The 17,330-nt window shown below is 45.5% G+C and carries 14 protein-coding genes; 5 read left to right on the top strand and 9 right to left on the bottom strand.

What is annotated here, in order from left to right; translation table 11 throughout:
* The first annotated feature begins 11 nt into the window (after nt 1-11).
* The 3 genes from AB4589_RS14965 to dapD all read left to right on the top strand — a co-directional run bounded on the left by AB4589_RS14965 (nt 12) and on the right by dapD (nt 3,139).
* Nucleotides 12-1,001 carry a GGGtGRT protein gene (locus tag AB4589_RS14965; protein WP_372100959.1) on the top strand — a complete coding sequence of 330 codons (990 nt, stop codon included), beginning with the start codon at nt 12-14 and terminating at the stop codon, nt 999-1,001.
* Between the two features lie 200 nt (nt 1,002-1,201).
* Nucleotides 1,202-1,843, top strand: a complete 642-nt coding sequence (locus AB4589_RS14970) for a MarC family protein (RefSeq protein WP_371709374.1) — start codon at nt 1,202-1,204, stop codon at nt 1,841-1,843.
* 264 nt (nt 1,844-2,107) lie between these two features.
* The gene (gene dapD / locus AB4589_RS14975) at nt 2,108-3,139 is read left to right on the top strand and encodes a 2,3,4,5-tetrahydropyridine-2,6-dicarboxylate N-succinyltransferase (protein WP_371709373.1); all 1,032 of its coding nucleotides are present in this window, start codon (nt 2,108-2,110) and stop codon (nt 3,137-3,139) included.
* A gap of 98 nt (nt 3,140-3,237) precedes the next feature.
* Here the strand turns inward: dapD and AB4589_RS14980 are convergent, their stop codons facing one another.
* Together AB4589_RS14980 and purL are read right to left on the bottom strand one after the other, a co-directional pair.
* Nucleotides 3,238-3,771 (bottom strand): DUF3332 domain-containing protein, encoded by a 534-nt coding sequence (locus tag AB4589_RS14980; protein WP_371709372.1) that lies wholly within the window; start codon nt 3,769-3,771, stop codon nt 3,238-3,240.
* A 245-nt stretch (nt 3,772-4,016) separates the two neighbouring features.
* Nucleotides 4,017-7,943, bottom strand: coding sequence for a phosphoribosylformylglycinamidine synthase (gene purL, locus AB4589_RS14985; RefSeq protein WP_371709371.1), 3,927 nt, complete (start codon nt 7,941-7,943; stop codon nt 4,017-4,019).
* Between the two features lie 329 nt (nt 7,944-8,272).
* On the opposite strand from purL, the gene mltF reads away from it, so the two are divergent.
* Both mltF and AB4589_RS14995 read left to right on the top strand, forming a co-directional pair.
* Nucleotides 8,273-9,841: a membrane-bound lytic murein transglycosylase MltF gene (gene mltF / locus AB4589_RS14990; RefSeq protein ID WP_371709370.1), complete on the top strand. Its 1,569-nt coding sequence runs from the start codon at nt 8,273-8,275 to the stop codon at nt 9,839-9,841.
* 292 nt (nt 9,842-10,133) lie between these two features.
* Entirely contained in the window at nt 10,134-10,268 is a 135-nt protein-coding gene (locus AB4589_RS14995) for a hypothetical protein (protein ID WP_010438952.1), read from the top strand.
* Nucleotides 10,269-10,329: 61 nt separating this feature from the next.
* On the opposite strand, the gene tadA is transcribed toward AB4589_RS14995, so the two are convergent.
* The 7 genes from tadA to AB4589_RS15030 all read right to left on the bottom strand — a co-directional run bounded on the left by tadA (nt 10,330) and on the right by AB4589_RS15030 (nt 17,296).
* Nucleotides 10,330-10,968, bottom strand: coding sequence for a tRNA adenosine(34) deaminase TadA (gene tadA / locus AB4589_RS15000; RefSeq protein ID WP_065678527.1), 639 nt, complete (start codon nt 10,966-10,968; stop codon nt 10,330-10,332).
* A 76-nt stretch (nt 10,969-11,044) separates the two neighbouring features.
* Nucleotides 11,045-12,334, bottom strand: a complete 1,290-nt coding sequence (locus tag AB4589_RS15005; RefSeq protein ID WP_372100961.1) for a hemolysin family protein — start codon at nt 12,332-12,334, stop codon at nt 11,045-11,047.
* 236 nt (nt 12,335-12,570) lie between these two features.
* On the bottom strand, nt 12,571-14,133 hold the full coding sequence (locus AB4589_RS15010) for an AbgT family transporter (RefSeq protein WP_012603342.1): 1,563 nt from the start codon (nt 14,131-14,133) through the stop codon (nt 12,571-12,573).
* Between the two features lie 297 nt (nt 14,134-14,430).
* A complete protein-coding gene (locus AB4589_RS15015; RefSeq protein ID WP_372100963.1) occupies nt 14,431-14,880 on the bottom strand; it encodes a prepilin-type N-terminal cleavage/methylation domain-containing protein in 450 nt (149 codons plus the stop codon).
* Nucleotides 14,870-16,180 (bottom strand): hypothetical protein, encoded by a 1,311-nt coding sequence (locus tag AB4589_RS15020; RefSeq protein WP_372100964.1) that lies wholly within the window; start codon nt 16,178-16,180, stop codon nt 14,870-14,872. Before AB4589_RS15020 ends, AB4589_RS15015 begins: the two co-directional genes overlap by 11 nt.
* Entirely contained in the window at nt 16,177-16,809 is a 633-nt protein-coding gene (locus AB4589_RS15025; protein WP_009848335.1) for a PilW family protein, read from the bottom strand. Before AB4589_RS15025 ends, AB4589_RS15020 begins: the two co-directional genes overlap by 4 nt.
* On the bottom strand, nt 16,790-17,296 hold the full coding sequence (locus AB4589_RS15030; RefSeq protein ID WP_372066145.1) for a GspH/FimT family pseudopilin: 507 nt from the start codon (nt 17,294-17,296) through the stop codon (nt 16,790-16,792). The genes AB4589_RS15025 and AB4589_RS15030 overlap by 20 nt, the downstream gene beginning before the upstream one ends.
* Nucleotides 17,297-17,330 lie beyond the last annotated feature (34 nt).

A 17,330-nucleotide genomic window follows, 5' to 3' on the forward strand; every position in this document is an offset into this window, starting at 1 on the left:
AGAGGAAAGATATGATGAACACTCAATTTAATGAATCGGTAACTCGCGTATTGGCAGAAATGAACTTCGACTCTTTAGAGCAAGCGAACCAATACTGCAAAGCCCACAACGTTGATCCAAAAGCCTTGGTGATGGACACCCAGCCTATCGCTTTTGAAAGCGCTGCCGATGCTTATATCCTTGGTTCAGCACTGGCGCTATTTCGCAAAGCCACCAGCGCAGAACAAGCAGCGAATATCATTGGCGAAGGCCTTCAAGCATTCACCAAACCCGGCAGTGTTGCAGAGCAACGCCAAGTGGGTATCGGCCACGGCGCATTGGCTGCGCGTCTTCTCAATGAAGAAAGCCACTGCTTTGCTTTCCTTGCGGGCCATGAATCTTTTGCTGCTGCAGAAGGTGCGATTAAAATCGCACTCAACGTCAACAAATCACGTCACAACCCATTGAAGGTAATACTCAATGGTCTAGGTAAAGATGCGGCTTACTTAATTTCTCGCATCAATGGTTTTACCTATGTTCGCACTCAATACGATTACCAAACAGGTGAGCTTGTTGAAACAGAACGCCGCCGCTTCTCACAAGGCCCTCGCGGAGAGATTTTGTGTTACGGCGCTGATGATGTACGTGAAGGCGTGGCAATCATGCACAGAGAAGAAGTGGATGTGAGTATTACGGGTAACTCAACTAACCCAACGCGCTTCCAACACCCTGTTGCAGGTATCTACAAAGCAGAACGTACTCGCCAAGGTTTACCTTACTTCTCAGTTGCTTCAGGCGGCGGTACAGGTAGAACATTGCACCCAGATAACGTGGCAGCAGGCCCTGCGTCTTACGGCATGACAGATACTATGGGCAGAATGCACGCTGATGCTCAGTTCGCAGGTAGCTCTTCTATCCCTGCTCACGTGGCAATGATGGGCTTCATCGGTATGGGTAACAACCCTATGGTCGGTGCGACGGTTGCATTGGCTGTAGCAGTAAGCGAATCTCAACACGCATAACGACAACGTTGAGCGCCACGATCTATCCATAGAATAGAGTCCGTTAACTGAGAAACAAGCAATAACAGACGACCAAAACTCTACACCTATCACTAAAACCAAACAGCCAGCCTTATGCTGGCTGTTTTTTATTCACACTTGCTCTACTATCTATTTCTAATAATTATTTGTATTTAACTGCATCTTTTCAAAGGAATAATATGAAAGAGCTCATCATTCATACCATTACCGTGTTCATGGGCTTTTTTGCCATCATGAACCCAATAGCTAATACGCCAATTTTTCTTGGATTAACCGGTGACAATGACAGGGAAACCGTCAAATCGATCGCTTTCCGTTCAGTGTTTATCGCATTCATCATCGTCAGTACTTTTGCACTCTCTGGCAAACTGATCTTTGAACTATTTGGTATCACACTTTACGCACTTCGCATCACAGGTGGCATTTTGGTCTTTTTGATTGGCTTCCACATGCTGCAAGGTGATTCAACACACGCCAAAGCAAAAGAGAAAGTGAACTCAGACGCCCAGAAAGACGCAGCTCTAAGTATCGCCGTCTCACCACTTGCAATGCCAATTCTCGCTGGCCCCGGCACCATTGCCACTGCGATGAACTTTGCCAGTACCGAGGGGGTCTATGAAACCATCATAACCATCGTCGCTTTCGGCCTACTATGTACCCTAACCTATGTCTTATTTGTATTCGGCGAGCGATTTGTTAAAGCTGTCGGACCAAGTGCATTGAACGTGATAACCCGAATGATGGGTTTAATACTCGCCGTTATCGGTATGCAGATGTTGATTGAAGGGATTGAGCAGGCTTATAAAGCGCTATTTATCTAAAGAGTGTTGTTCATTTAAAGAACGTTGGTTATCTAACTTTGATATCAAATTTTGTTGAATTGCATCATTTTCTCATTGCAGAAAACTATCTCCAGAAAGACAAGCAATATCATTTTACAGACTTTATCCCGATGCGCCCTTTCATAACGAGGGCGCTCTCTTTATGATGAACGCAATTAAATTAACTTTGCTAACGGCAGCGCTTGTTATTCGAGCCGCTGTTATGAAATAGCAAAATCAAGACTCAACACATGGAGATTCAACATGGCTTACTTTTCACTAGCCTTCGGTACGGCAACCAAAAACCGCGACAATAAAATCATTGAAGCGTTCTTCCCTAACCCACTTCTAAACCCAAGCGACGCTCTTGTTGCGGCTGTTGGTGAAGTTGCAGGTTACACTGAAGGCAACCAAGCTATCGAAATCTCTGCTGCACAAAGCGCAGAACTAGCGAAAGCATTCGCAGCAAACAACGATGCAGCAAACGCATCTTTCGCAGAAAAAGCAGCAGCATCTGAGCAACCTCTTGTTCTTGTTGTTCTTGCGACTGACGAGAAGCCAGCATCAGTTGCTGAAGGCTTCCTTAAGTTGCAACTGATCTCTAACCGCCTAGTTCAACCACACGGTACGGTACTAGACGGTATCTTCGGTCTACTGCACAACATCGCATGGACTAACGAAGGCCCTATCGATCTTCCTGAGCTGGCTGAGCGTCAAATAGAAGCTCGCCTAGCGGGTCGCGCTCTGTCTGTAGATTGCGTAGACAAGTTCCCTAAAATGGTGGATTACGTGGTACCAACAGGTATTCGTATTGCTGACACTTCTCGTGTTCGTCTTGGCGCACACGTAGGCGAAGGCACAACAGTAATGCACGAAGGTTTCATCAACTTCAATGCGGGTACTACTGGCGTGAGTATGGTTGAAGGCCGTATCTCTGCGGGTGTTGTTGTGGGTAACGGTTCAGACATCGGCGGCGGCGCTTCTATCATGGGTACTCTGTCGGGTGGCGGTACTATGGTTATCTCTATCGGCGAAAACTGCCTACTAGGCGCAAATGCGGGTCTTGGTTTCCCAATGGGCGACCGTTGTACGGTTGAGTCAGGTCTTTACGTGACTGCGGGTACTAAGGTTCGCATGTTAGATAAAGAAGGCAACGAAGTAGAAATCATTAAAGCTCGTGACCTTGCTGGCGTTTCTGACCTTCTGTTCCGTCGTAACTCGATTACTGGCCAAATTGAATGTCTAGCGAACAAGTCTGCTGTTGAACTGAACAGCGAGCTACACAGCAACAACTAATCTACGCACTAGATGCTAAATTACTAGATACTAAAAAACACGAAGCCGCTGGAGGTAAATCCAGCGGCTTTTCTTTTATCTATATAAAACGGAAAGCGTTACACTTTCTCGGCAGCTAACTGCTCAAGCGCTTGAATAGAGGTTTCTGATACTAACGTACCATCCATGTAGTAACTGACCTTATCACCATCGCGTACGCCTAACAGCACCGCTTTTTGACCATCATTGTAAGTAATATCCATACGAATGGTATTCTCATCGATTTGTTTCATCTCACCCCATTCGATCTGACGATTATTAAAGCCAAGTGGGGCTTCTTTTAGTGAATCGTCTAGGCTGTCGTTCACATCAATCATGGTATCGACTTTACTATCGAAGATATGAGGCGCGCCTGTGAGTGGGTTTTTCCCCGCCCAGAATTCGATCGAGTTAAACACGATGTAATCGGCTGCGAATGTTAAAGCGTAAACGGGAGCAAGCAAGAAGTTGACCCCAGCACGAGCGTAACGGTTATCTACAACCTCAACGTTGAACTTCATTAATTTCCCAGTAACGGCATTACTACCGACACACCCAGCTAACGACATGACAATCGCTGCCACTGCAACTGCTTTTGTGATTGTTGTTTTCATAGATCCCTCTTATGCCACAATGATTGATTCGGTTTTTGCATAGCCAAACAGCAGTCTTCCTGTTCACGTACAGAAATTCATGGCCTAACAAATTGATTCCATAACATTTAGCGTAGTGGAGTTTTTTAGAACAGCAAACGTTAATTGTTTCGCTCTGGTTTCTAAAGAGTTGCCAATAAAAAAGCGCAGACCTTTCGGTCTGCGCTTTTATTAGTTTTTAAAACTATTCGGTTTTGTGAACCAGATTAACCCACATTCTTACGTGCGTTTTGGAACATACGCATCCAAGCGCCATTCTCGCCCCAACCTTCTGGAGACCAAGAGTTAGCAACCGTACGGAATACACGCTCTGGGTGAGGCATCATGATAGTCACACGACCATCAGTAGTCGTTAGACCTGTGATAGCGTTTGGCGAACCGTTCGGGTTATTCGGGTATTGCTGCGTTTGGTTACCGTTGTTGTCAACGTAACGTAGGGCAACTGTACCTGAGTTTTCAATCGCGTTTAGGTGGTCGTTGTCACGAACTTCTACGCGGCCTTCACCATGAGAAACCGCGATTGGCATACGAGAACCTTCCATACCATTGAAGAACACAGAATCTGACTTCTGAACTTCAACGAGGCTGAAACGTGCTTCAAAACGCTCAGATTCGTTGCGAACGAAACGTGGCCAGTACTCAGCACCAGGGATTAGCTCGCGCAGGTTAGACAACATCTGACAACCGTTACACACACCTAGAGAGAAAGTATCTTCACGCTTGAAGAAGTTTTCAAATTGGTCACGAGTAGAGTCGTTAAACAGAACCGACTTAGCCCAACCTTCACCAGCGCCCAGTACATCACCGTAAGAGAAACCACCACAAGCAACAAGGCCGTTGTATTCTTCTAGTACCGCTTGACCCGTTAGGATGTCGCTCATGTGAATATCAGTCGCTTCGAAACCTGCGCGGTCGAATGCTGCTGCCATTTCAACGTGAGAGTTAACACCCTGCTCACGTAGAATCGCCATTTTAGGCTTAGCGCCCGTGTTGATGTAAGGAGCAGCAATGTCTTCATTTACGTCAAAGCTTAGTTTCACGTTCAGACCTGGGTCTGAGTTGTCTTTCTTCGCTTCGTGCTCTTGGTCTGCACAGATTGGGTTATCACGTAGACCTTGCATCTTGTGCGTCGTCTCAGCCCAGATAGTACGTAGTTCAGTACGGTTACGTTGGATTACAACGTCTGCGCCTGACTTTATCACTACTTCGTCTGATGCTTCCCCTTCACCAACAACGCTGCCAATCACATGTGAACATGCTTCTAGGCCATTTGCTGCAAGAGTAGAAAGAACTGCGTCTAGGTCGTCGTTACGAACTTGGATAACTGCACCTAGCTCTTCGTTGAAGAGTGCCGCAAGCGTATCTTCGCTGTTCTCTGATGCAGATAAAAGCGCTGCAATATCAGCATTAACACCACAGTGACCTGCGAACGCCATTTCAGCTAGCGTTACGAATAGACCGCCATCGCCTTTATCGTGGTACGCCACAACTTGGTCGTTTGCTACAAGCGTTTGAACGCCTTCGTAGAAACCTTTTAGTTGTGCTGCATTGTCTACGTCTGCTGGCTTGTCACCAAGCTGCTTGTAAACTTGCGCTAATGCCGTTGCGCCCATACGGTTTTGGCCGTTACCTAAGTCGATAAGAACTAGGCTTGTATTACCCTTGTCAGTACGAAGCTGAGGAGTTATCGTCTTACGAACGTCTTCAACACGTGCAAACGCAGTGATAACAAGAGATAGCGGAGACGTTACTTCTTTCTGCTCGCCGTTCTCTTCCCACTTAGTCTTCATCGACATTGAGTCTTTACCCACAGGGATAGTTAGACCCAGTGCCGGACATAGCTCTTCACCGACTGCTTTAACCGCTTCGTAAAGACCTGCATCTTCACCAGGGTGACCCGCTGGAGACATCCAGTTAGCCGACAGTTTAATGTGTTTAATATCGCCGATATTAGTCGCTGCGATGTTAGTGATTGCTTCACCAACCGCTAGACGAGCCGATGCGCCGAAGTCTAGCAGTGCCACTGGCGTACGCTCACCAAGAGACATCGCCTCACCATGGTAAGAGTCGTAGCTTGCTGCTGTTACTGCGCAGTTTGCTACAGGAACCTGCCATGGGCCAACCATTTGGTCACGAGCTACAAGGCCTGTTACCGAGCGGTCACCGATAGTGATAAGGAATGTTTTCTCCGCCACTGTTGGTAGGCGAAGAATACGGTCAACCGCTTCGTTTAGTTCGATACCAGAACGGTCAATCGCTGGGTTGTTTGCTTTTAGCGTTTTCGCGTCACGGTGCATCTTAGGCGTTTTACCTAATAGGATGTCCATTGGCATATCGATTGGCGTGTTGTCGAAGTGAGAATCTTCAAGTTTAAGATCTCGTTCTTCAGTTGCTTTACCAACCACTGCGTACGGTGCACGTTCACGTTTACAAATCGCATCGAATGTTGCCATGTCTTTATCAGCAACCGCCATAACGTAACGCTCTTGAGATTCGTTACACCAGATCTCAAGTGGGCTCATGCCCGGCTCATCGTTTGGCACGTCACGTAGGTTAAAGATACCGCCACGCTCGCCGTCGTCTACTAGCTCAGGAAGTGCATTCGAGATACCGCCCGCGCCCACATCGTGGATAAATGCGATTGGGTTCGCATCACCAAGCTGCCAACAACGGTCGATAACTTCCTGACAACGACGCTCCATCTCTGGGTTTTCACGTTGTACAGAAGCAAAATCTAAGTCTTCAGAAGAAGAACCAGAATCCATTGAAGATGCAGCACCGCCACCAAGACCGATATTCATTGCTGGACCGCCAAGAACGATTAGGCTTGCACCTACTGGGATCTCTTTCTTCTGAACATGATCATCACGAATGTTACCTAGACCACCAGCCAGCATGATTGGCTTGTGGTAACCACGTACTTCTTCACCTGCGTGAGAGTTTACTTTCTCTTCGTAAGTACGGAAGTAACCTAATAGGTTTGGACGACCAAATTCGTTGTTGAATGCTGCGCCACCAAGAGGGCCTTCAAGCATGATATCCAAAGCAGTAACGATACGGCTCGGCTTGCCAAAGTCTGTTTCCCAAGGTTGAACGAAGTTCGGAATTTTCAAGTTAGATACAGAGAAAGCAACCAGACCCGCTTTTGGCTTACCGCCAATACCAGTTGCGCCTTCATCGCGGATTTCACCGCCTGAACCTGTTGATGCACCCGGCCATGGAGAGATTGCTGTAGGGTGGTTGTGCGTTTCAACTTTCATCAAGATATGTGTTTTTTCTTGGTGGTAGTTGTACTGGCGAGTTTCTGGATCTGGGAAGAAACGACCCACTTCAGAACCTGTCATTACCGCTGCGTTATCTTTATAAGCAGACAGAACGTGCTCTGGTGTCGTTTCAAAGGTGTTCTTAATCATCTTGAACAATGATTTTTCTTGCTTAACGCCATCGATAGTCCAATCAGCGTTGAAGATCTTGTGACGACAGTGCTCTGAGTTCGCTTGTGCAAACATCATTAGTTCGATGTCAGTCGGGTTACGACCTAGCTTCTCGGTGAAGCTTTCAAGAAGGTAATCAATCTCATCTTCTGCAAGTGCAAGACCTAGGGTAACGTTTGCTTTTTCAAGCGCTTTACGTCCGCCAGTTAATAGGTCAACTTCCGCATAAGGAGCAGGCTCAGCCACGGTAAATAGTGCCGCTGCCGATTCGAAGTCAGTGAAAACCACTTCCATCATACGGTCGTGCAGGATTGCTTTCAGCTCAACAAGTTGAAGCTCAGAAAGTTCAGCAGAGGTTTCAATGTAGAAAGCAGTACCGCGCTCTAGACGTGACACTTTAGCCAGTCCACAGTTGTGTGCGATATCTGTTGATTTTGAAGACCAAGGCGAGATAGTGCCCGGGCGTGGCGTTGCAAGCAGCAGTAAACCTTCAGGTTCATGCTCTTCAATCGTTGGACCGTAAGTCAGTAGCTTTTCTAGCTTCTCAACTTCAGACTCATCTAGGTCTGCCGTTAGATCAGCAAAGTGGGCAAACTCAGCGTAAATACCTGTTACAGGTAAGCTTAATTCACGACAAAGCTCTAAAAGCTTGTTAACACGAAACTCAGATAGAGCTGGGGAGCCACGCAAAATTCTCATGTGCTTAGGTCTCTTATGCAGTTGATTAAGGTAGTATTGGAATAAATTCAGTGGGTTATAGGAACAACCTAACTGTTTTCTTCGAAGCTATTCCCGAAGGTTGCCAAACCTATGCCGATTCCACCTCTTCAATGCGAGCGCATTATAAAGCATTTCTTTTTGTGACGTAACACCAAAAGCAACCGTTTGCGTGATTTTTTTTATCTTTATGCGTAAATGGTACTTTTGCTGCATTTATCAGCACTTTTACAACTGTTTAAATAAACCTGCTTTGCCAGCCTTGCGGGGTTTGGTATAAAGGGGCTTCCACTTTTCGAGATTTCATTTTGATGCCTAAATTTACGCTCATCTTTTCGTCTAAGTTCCTTCTGCTCGCCATTGCCCTAATTGGGTTGGCTGGATGCCAGATTGAGTCAGAACCTAAAAGTGTCCTTGAGCAGATACGAGAGCGAGGCGTTCTTCGCGTCGGCACCCTAAATAACCAGCTCTCTTATTACATTGGTCCCGATGGCCCTGCTGGTTTGGATTACGAGTTAGCTCGTGAATTTGCGCAGGAGCTTGGTGTACAGCTTGAGATTAAACCCGCTTACCGTTTATCCGGCCTATTTCCAGCCTTAAAGAAAGGCGAGATCGATCTTATCGCGACAGGATTAACGCAAAACAATAACCTGACACGCGCTTATCGCGCTGCGCCCGCCTATTACTATGTAAGCCAGCAAGTGGTGTATAAAAAAGGCCAGTGGCGCCCAAGAAACCTTCAACAACTGATCAAGTTCGAGAATAAGCGTCAAGCTGATTTCGTAAAAGCACAAACTGAATCAGAAGAGCCGGCATCTACCGAAACATTGACGCCATCTTTAGTGGTAGTGAAGGACTCACATTTTGAGCCAACGCTAAAACAGATCCAGAACAAGCACGATGACTTTATCTACGATGCAATAGGTAATGCTGACATCAATGACCTGCTAAAAGAAGTGTCGACTGGTGAACGCTTGTTTACTGTTGCGGACTCGATTGAGCTGTCACTCGCACAACGTTTATACCCAGACGTAGCCTTGGCTTTTGAACTTACAGAAGACCAACCGATCTCTTGGTATTTACAGAAGTCTGAAGATGAAAGCCTTTATGCGCTGCTGATTGAGTTTTTTGGTAACCTAAAGCAGTCTGGTGAGCTCGCTTCACTGGAAGAGAAGTATATTGGCCATATCGGCACCTTCGATTATGTCGATACTCGTGCCTTTATCCGCGCATTGGATAGCAAGCTGCCAAAATGGTCTCCACTGTTTCAGAAATATTCGCAAGAATTTGATTGGCGCTTGATTGCTGCTTTGGCATACCAAGAGTCACACTGGAATCCTGTCGCACGCTCTCCAACCGGTGTTCGAGGCATGATGATGTTAACGCTACCAACTGCGAAGAGCGTTGGTGTGACCAATCGTCTCGACCCGAAACAGTCGGTACAAGGCGGGGTTGAATACCTGCGTCGTATCGTGAATCGAGTACCCGACTCAATCACTCAACACGAAAAGATCTGGTTTGCGCTTGCCTCATATAACGTAGGTTACGGGCACATGATGGATGCTCGTCGCTTAACCAAAGCACAAGGCGGTGATCCTGATGCTTGGGGTGATGTGAAAGACAGGCTTCCTCTGCTAAGACAGAAGAAGTACTACAGCAAAACTCGTTACGGGTATGCGCGTGGTGATGAAGCAAGGAATTACGTTGAGAACATTCGCCGTTATTATCAGAGCATTATTGGCCATGTAAATAAGCGTAATAAAGAGGAAGAAGCGAGCCTTGAAGGTTTGGTCGTTATCCCACCTCTAGAGGTATCAGATGCTGAATCAACAATCAGTGAAACTGAATCCGCAGTGAACGACGCTGAGTCTTCCAAATAAAAGAAAAAGAGCAATGCCATTTAGCATTGCTCTTTTTTATTGCATCACGATAAATGACCAAAACAAACAAAACGCCTGCGATATCCAGTGTGTCATATTGCAGTAACAATCGAACTTTATAACGTCACACCATAAGCGACATAATGCTCTGTTGCATTCAACTCTTAGCCATCACGATAGTGGTTCAGAAAGCTAGCGCTAAGTTCGTGGCGGAGCTTATAAACAAATAACCACTATAATTAAAACTGAAGTCATACTTACAAAGCCAGACGACAAATAGGAAATCGTTGAAATGATGAAGAACAAACTGAAATCGAAACGCCTTGATAAGACCGTTGCTGCCAACCGTCGTAAGCGTATGCTTTCAAATAATAAGAAGAAGATCATTTGGCGCAACCGTGCTTTCATGCAGATGATTGCTGAGTAAAAGTAATGACCAACTAAGTTTGCTTGGCACTCTTATGATTGAGAGTGCCGAAAGATCGCTGCTATTTTTTGTTACAGACCTTGTTCTTGTTACTGACCTTATTATTGTTACTTGCCTTATCGGATTCTAAACGCTGCTCTTCCTGCAAACGCTCAAGCTTTCGCTTCTCTTTGATCTCTTTTCTACGGCGCTTAAAAAACGCCTGTAATTGTTCACGACACTCTTCCTCTAACAAACCATGCTCAACATCGGCATAGTGGTATGAGGCTTGGCTTTCAAAGAGATTCAATACCGTACCCGCCGCACCCGCTTTTAAGTCTGGAGCACCAAACACAATGCGCTTTACTCGGCTGTGTAATAAGGCACCCGCGCACATTGGGCACGGTTCTAAGGTGACATACAAGGTGGTATCAAGTAAGCGATAGTTTTCCAAGGCTTGACCTGCTTTACGCAAGGTTTCGATTTCTGCATGTGCGGTTGCATCGTGGCAGCCAATCGAGCGGTTCCATCCTTCAGAGATAACCTCCCCATCTTTCACTAGAACAGCACCAACGGGAACCTCTCCCTCTTTTTCTGCTTGCTTAGCTACCTCGATGGCGCGTCGCATGAAGATTTCATCTTGAGGGCTGAATTGATGGTCTGACAAAGGGAGCTCCAGAAAACAAAGGATAAAAACGAAAATAGGTATGCGGTGAAGCATACCTAATCTTCGTGATAATGAACAATAAAGAGATAAGAGGCAATGAACAATCGCCGCTTACTGATTAGGCGGATCGCTAGCTATTGGCGCCTTCTATATCATCGGCTATTTGCGTCGCTTTGATACTCACAATGCGATTGTTCTCAACAGAGATAACTTCAAACTGCCACTGCTGGTATTGAACAACTTCACCTGCATCAGGTAAGCGCCCTATTAACCAAGTCACTAGGCCATTCAACGTTTGGAAGCTCTCGCTTTCCCCCTCAAAATCCGACAGCTCTAAGCGGTTTTTCAGTTCACTGATAGGAATCAATCCATCCACCAGTAATCCATCTTCCACTTGCTCTGTCCAAAGATCTTTAGGGTTGTTCGATAACTCACCAGCAATCGCCTCTAGGATATCGTAATGAGTCACAAGGCCTTGAACATCGCCATATTCATCAACAATGAATGCCATCTCTGTACCCGACTCTTTAAAATAGCCAAGCAGACGTAAAGCCTTCATCGATTCTGGAACATAGATCGGAGAGCGAGATAGCCCCATGATCACTTGAATATTTAACTTGCCCGCCTGATTCAATAAGGCTTTGGCTGACACCGTACCGACCACTTTATTTAGGTGGTCTTGGCACAATGGAAACACACTATGCTTTGAACTGCGCAGCTTTTTAAATATCTGCTCAACCGGTTGGCTAATATCCAGAAAGTCGACGTCTCGACGTGGCGTCATCAACGAGCTCACCAAACGGTCATCAAGCTGTAAGATATTGCGAATCATCTCTTGCTCGCCACGTTCAATCACACCAGATTCCGAGCCTTCTTTCACGAGTGCATGAATATCATCTTCCGTCACACTGTCTTCTTCGCCACCACGTCCCATTAACTTGAGAATACCTTCCGTAGAAGCAGACAACGCAAACACAAACGGCGTCGCAATTTTAGATAACCAGAAGATAGGCAGCGCGACTAGCACAGCAATGTTTTCAGCTTGAGATTGAGCAAAACGTTTTGGTACTAGCTCACCTACAACAATCGCGAAGTAAGTAATACCCACAACGACTACCGTGGTAGACAGGATATTCGCTTGTGTTGGATCGAGTCCCCACAGTTCAAGTTGAACGGCCAGTGGAGCAGAAAGCGTCGCCTCACCCACAATACCGCTGAGTAGGCCGATTACCGTAATACCGATTTGAATGGTTGAAAGGAAGCGGGTTGGATTTTCTTTGAGCTCAAGAGCAACCTGAGCGGAGCGATGTTTTTCGGCTAAGCGTTTCAGCCGACTATTCTTTGCTGCTACCAGTGCAATCTCTGACATGGCAAACAGACCATTTAAAACAATTAACCCTACTAAAAGCAGAATCTTCATGTGGCTTGGATTTCCTAAATTTACCGGCCAACAATCAGCCGTAATCCGGAGTATAAGCTGAGTGCCTTTCTTTTGGATATAGAAAGTTTTGAATATAAAAAGTTTGGGATATAAAAAGTCTTTGCTATAAAAATCTTGGATAAAAAAAACAGAAAAAAATAGCAAAAAAAAGCCCGCACATTTCGGTGCGGGCTTCGATGATTTTATCTTACTAACTTTTGCTTCTATTACTTATCTTACATTGTGTAAGTGTAAGGAGCTTGGATACCTAGCGGGATACCAAGAGCCCAGTAACCTAGCAAGAAGATAGACCAACCGATTAGCATAGCAATCGAGAATGGCATCATTAGAGAAGCTAGAGTACCGATACCTGTCGACTTAACGTAACGTTGACAGTAAACAACAACCAGTGGGAAGAACACCATCAGTGGAGAGATGATGTTAGACACTGAATCACCTACACGGTAAGCCGCTTGAGATAGCTCAGGAGAGATACCTACAACCATTAACATAGGAACTAAGATAGGACCAATCAGTGCCCACTTAGCTGAAGCTGAACCTACAAGAAGGTTAACTGAAGCCGTTAGTAGAATCATACCAACAACCGTTGCTTCACCAGGAAGATCCATTGCTTTCAAGCCTTCAGCACCGTAAAGCGCCAGCATAGTACCGATGTTTGATTGAGCAAATGCTGATAGGAACTGAGCACAGAAGAACGACATTACAATGTATGCGCCCATCGTTGCCATCGTCTCAGACATTGCTTTGATAACATCATTACTATTCTTGAAGGTACCCGCTACACGGCCGTAGACGATACCCGGAATAATAAACAGGATGAAGATCAGAGGAACGATAGACTTCATTACTGGTGCTGAGAACGCCGTTAGTTCGCCTTCTGGTGAACGAAGTGCTGAGTTTTCAGGCATTAGAGCCGCGATAAGCAGACCAATACCGGCAACCATTGCCCAACCAGCGAATTTGAATGCTTTAGATTCAATGGCTGTAAACGTACCTAGATCAGGTGCTTGTTCTGCATCTTCATCGACAGGCGTATTAGCAAGACGAGGCTCGATGATTTTCTCTGTAACGTACCAACCAATTGCCACAATTAGAATTGAAGACAAACCAGTAAAGAAGATGTTCGCTAGAGGGTTGATCACGTATGCAGGGTCAAGAACGTTTGCCGCTGTTTGAGTGAAACCTGCGAGTAGCGGGTCAATACCTGAAGGAATGAAGTTCGCTGAGAAACCACCGGATACACCAGCAAACGCTGCTGCAATACCCGCTAGAGGGTGACGACCCGCTGCGTGGAAGATGATACCGCCAAGAGGGATTACTAGAACGTAACCTGCATCTGCTGCTGTGTGAGACACGATAGCAACAAGAATTAGCATTGGCGTTAGCAACTTAGCTGGCGTGAAGTTAAGCATCTTCTTAAGGCCAGTCGTAATGAAGCCTGAAGAGTCAGCAACGCCAACACCTAGCATAGCAACAAGTACGATGCCTAGCGGTGCGAAGCCTGTGAACGTGGTAACCATATTCGCTAGGAAGCTAGCAAGCGCTTCACCAGTAAGTAGGTTGTTTACTTCAAGAGCAGCACCCGTTTGAGGGTTGATTAAGTCGAATGAAAGATTCGATAAAAGTGCAGATGCTACCCATACAATAACTAGAGCCCAGAAGAACAGAATTGCTGGATCTGGAATTTTGTTGCCGGCGCGTTCAATGAAGTTTAGAAAGCGGTCCATACCACTGATCTTCTCAGTCGATGGTGCTTTTTTTACGGCTTGGTTACTCATTGTAACTCCATATGTGATGTTGTTTGTTTAGGCCTAATATAAGTTTTGACCATGGCCTATTGGTACAGCACATATTCTATTAAAGTCGCTGTTAAAAAGCACAAGGTTCCACATCATTTTCCATAAATGGAGACATATTTTGCAAAAATACTGTACAACAGCAACAATATAAAAACACAAAAAACACCATTCCATATACAGAGTTTTAACTGGCACGTAAACAATGTCCGAGGAGTGAAAACTACCAGTAAAGGAGAAGCGTAGGGCTTGGCATGCAGTAAACGTTTGCTTAATAGATCAATCAAACTCACTGTATTTGGAGAGCATAGTTTCGAGGTGAATGCTTTGCGCACGGTTCATGCGATCTCGCCATGCAACAGTCACCGTAATGTTTTTCAAAGCGTGAGACAAGGCACCACTGGCATTTGTCACCTCACAGCTCATCGTATACCCAGAGCCCGACAAACCAGATAAAGGATCCGAACTTGTCGCATTGCGACAGTAGTCCGCTTGATTGAGATCCGTAAAAAGGATTAACCCTACAGCTCCCCCCACATCCGATACACGAGTTCGATAATACTCCACCTGCCTTTCGGCAAAGTGAAGCGCTTCTACACTGTGCAGCGCGTAATCCGATTTTTGTTCTGCATAGACCTGTAGCTTAACCAACCCTAGCGAAGCGATACCGATCAATAGAAAAGAGATCAGGACCTCTATCAAGCTAAAACCTGAATGTTTATAAGTCATTCCATGATCCCTTTTTCCATTGGGCTTTCAAAGGAACACTATGGGGGTTGTATTCACCTGTGTAATCTAAGTTAATCGAACCTTGAATTGTCGATAACCCACCAACTGAATCAAAGAACATCCCTCCCTTGGGGAAAAAAGAAGCAAATCCAATATAAACCGAATTGCTCTGCACTAAGCCGGCGATAGGTATCGTATTTGGAACTTTGGCCCATAAGCCGCTCAACAGGTCCGTATCAACATCAGGGGAGGCTGGTTCGTCGTATATACTCATATCATTTAGGTGATAAAAGGAACCATCAAACACACTTGCATTACCGTTCGCAACGATGCCATCTTGAATCACTAATGAACGTGGAGTAATAACACCGGGGATAGGTTCTACCACATTAATTGGTGGGTGATAGACCACGCAATCACCGATCACCCACACCTTATCTTTGCCACTAGTAAAGGCGTTATTAATCGCTTGGCTACACTTATTACCTTGATACTTCCCATTGAATAAATCAATGTGCTTGGGGGGAGATGCAGTCCTGTCAATGAGGTCAATCACATGATAATCACGCTTAATCTGGTCAATATTTTCTGGCGTTTTAGATACCCCAAAGTAATTAGAGAAAGTATCGATGGCTGGGTCAAATTTGAAATCTGATTGAAAAGCATTTGAAGGCAATGACCCAACTGAATCAATGGTTGCATTGCGGTTAATATCGGTTGTCGGTTGGCAAGACTCAAAGGTAGGGAAAGGAGGGAGACCGCCCGTAGGTGTGATTGTCTTTAAACGCCCGCCGCCTTGGTTTTTATAGATCACACTATCTAAGAACCGAACAGACACACATTCGTTGATACCACCGACCGCAGTAAGACTAATATCTGGGGTAATATCGATATTGTGATCAGAAATAAACTCCAAACTCGAATTGGTTTGCATCGCCCCTAGCCCCGACGAATTGTTAAAACTTATCTCTTTGTTGAGAGATAAATAGTGAGCACTCGACACCAATATATTCGGTGTTAGGTTATCTGATTTCAACGTAAGGACTTTCGACTGCTGACAGTGATTCATTAAATCATTGGGAATAGCCGTGAGATCATTTTCAGCTATATAGGTAAAACCACACTCCAACCCAGCCTCCGCGTTCCAATGAGCTTTGCGAAATTGAACTTCATTCTGCGCGACCTTAATTTGATGAAAAACACTGCGATAGGTGCCCAAAGTAACAATTAAAGCACTCAACACTAAAACAGATGTGATTAACAACGTAGCTACTCCAGCTTGCTGCTTTACCGAGGTCATTGCCAATTCCTTTGCTTAACGGTTATAGCGACGCCTTTAGAGATCCCAGCACTCGGAATTGACGCAACAATATTCAAATCAGTGAGCGTAGTGCTCACCCCATTTTTGCTCAACACTTGTGAGGATATTGATAAATCGTCGACGGAAATAATGCTATCGTCGAAAAGTGAGTAGCATGAGGTAACTTGATCATGGGCTAAAATGTTCCCTGGAGTAAGAACGCCCTTTTCACAGACTTTCAATCGAGTCCCCTCCTTTTTATAAACGATATTCCTGTAATTTTTTCCGTCAGTTGATCCCTCTTTCAAATAGACGAACCCCACCTCAACACCACCGCTAACATGAATCGTATTAACGGCATCTAATAGCTTCAGGGATTCACCATTTGAACCATCGTAGCCTGCTCGTTGAATATCTTCTTTCATTACCTGCATCGTGCTCGTAAGGTTTTGCAGCAGCAATAGCTCAATGCCTTTATCTTTGGCTATTCTGTGCCCCGTCATAAATACGCTGCCGATAATAGCAATCGCGAATACACCAATAACGGAGGTGACCATCAGTTCAATGAGAGATGCGCCCTTTTGCTTTCGCAAGCTTCTACTGCGGGCCTTAGCAAGCATAGTAACCATACTGATCGCCTGATTCGCCGCACACTTTAATTCGCCCAGGAGGGCTAGATAGTTTAATCAAAAGCCGGTCGGTTGAAGCACTTTTAGGAGCCAAGTAAATCGTACCTCTGGCAGGCCTTCCTCTTACACTTTCAAAGCTGATTTTTGAGCCTGTATAGTTATGAGAAAACGATAAATCTCGAAACGGTTCTCCCGACAACATCAGCAATGTATCACCAGACAGATCTTCCGTAGGCTTCAACCATACTGTCCACTCCCCCGTAGATTGCTCTTCATTTTTAGCCGTCGAGAAATGTACCCAGAGTTTTTGATTTCTTTTCACAGACTCAGACTTTGCCTGTACTAAGAAACCATTCAACTCCCCAGCAAGGCGCTGTATCTTGACTGTTTGGGTGACTGAACTAAAACTCGGAGCAGCCGTCGCTACCAATATCGACAGTATCGACACTGTTATTAACAGCTCTAATAAAGTAAACCCGCGAGTCATTTCCCAAATTCCTATGTAATCAGGTGCGTAAGCA

The sequence above is a fragment of the Vibrio sp. 10N.222.49.A3 genome, assembly GCF_041475145.1.
GTDB lineage: Bacteria > Pseudomonadota > Gammaproteobacteria > Enterobacterales > Vibrionaceae > Vibrio > Vibrio tasmaniensis_A.